Origin of the sequence: Pseudomonas sp. EL_65y_Pfl2_R96 (assembly GCF_963970905.1) — a bacterium.
Lineage (GTDB): Bacteria > Pseudomonadota > Gammaproteobacteria > Pseudomonadales > Pseudomonadaceae > Aquipseudomonas.
The window spans coordinates 1-297 of record NZ_CAXAQH010000440.1; the positions used below are offsets into that span (position 1 = coordinate 1).

Annotated in this window: 1 protein-coding gene; it reads left to right on the forward strand. The window is 66.7% G+C overall.

From position 1 onward, the window contains the following. A partial coding sequence (locus tag AACY49_RS31470) for a hypothetical protein (protein ID WP_339528275.1) occupies positions 1-297 on the forward strand: 297 nt, incomplete at both ends.

Consider the following 297-nt stretch of genomic DNA (forward strand, 5'->3'; position numbering starts at 1 on the left):
CGAATACGACCGCAGCGGGCGCTTACGCTCACGCCAACGCCGACACACCAGCCAGCCATCGCTGATGCCGGCCGCCGTGCAGAAACATTTCGAGTACGACCCCGCCGACAACCTGATCGGCAAACTCGACCAACAACCCGCCGCGCAACACCGCCAACTGCTGCACTACGACGCCACCGGCCGCATCATCGCCAGCCAGGACAGCCTGCACGGCCAGCGCGAAACCTTCGCCTACGACGCCGCCGCCAACCTGTTGGACGGCCCACAACCCGGCGCCGGGCTGGTGGTGCACAACAA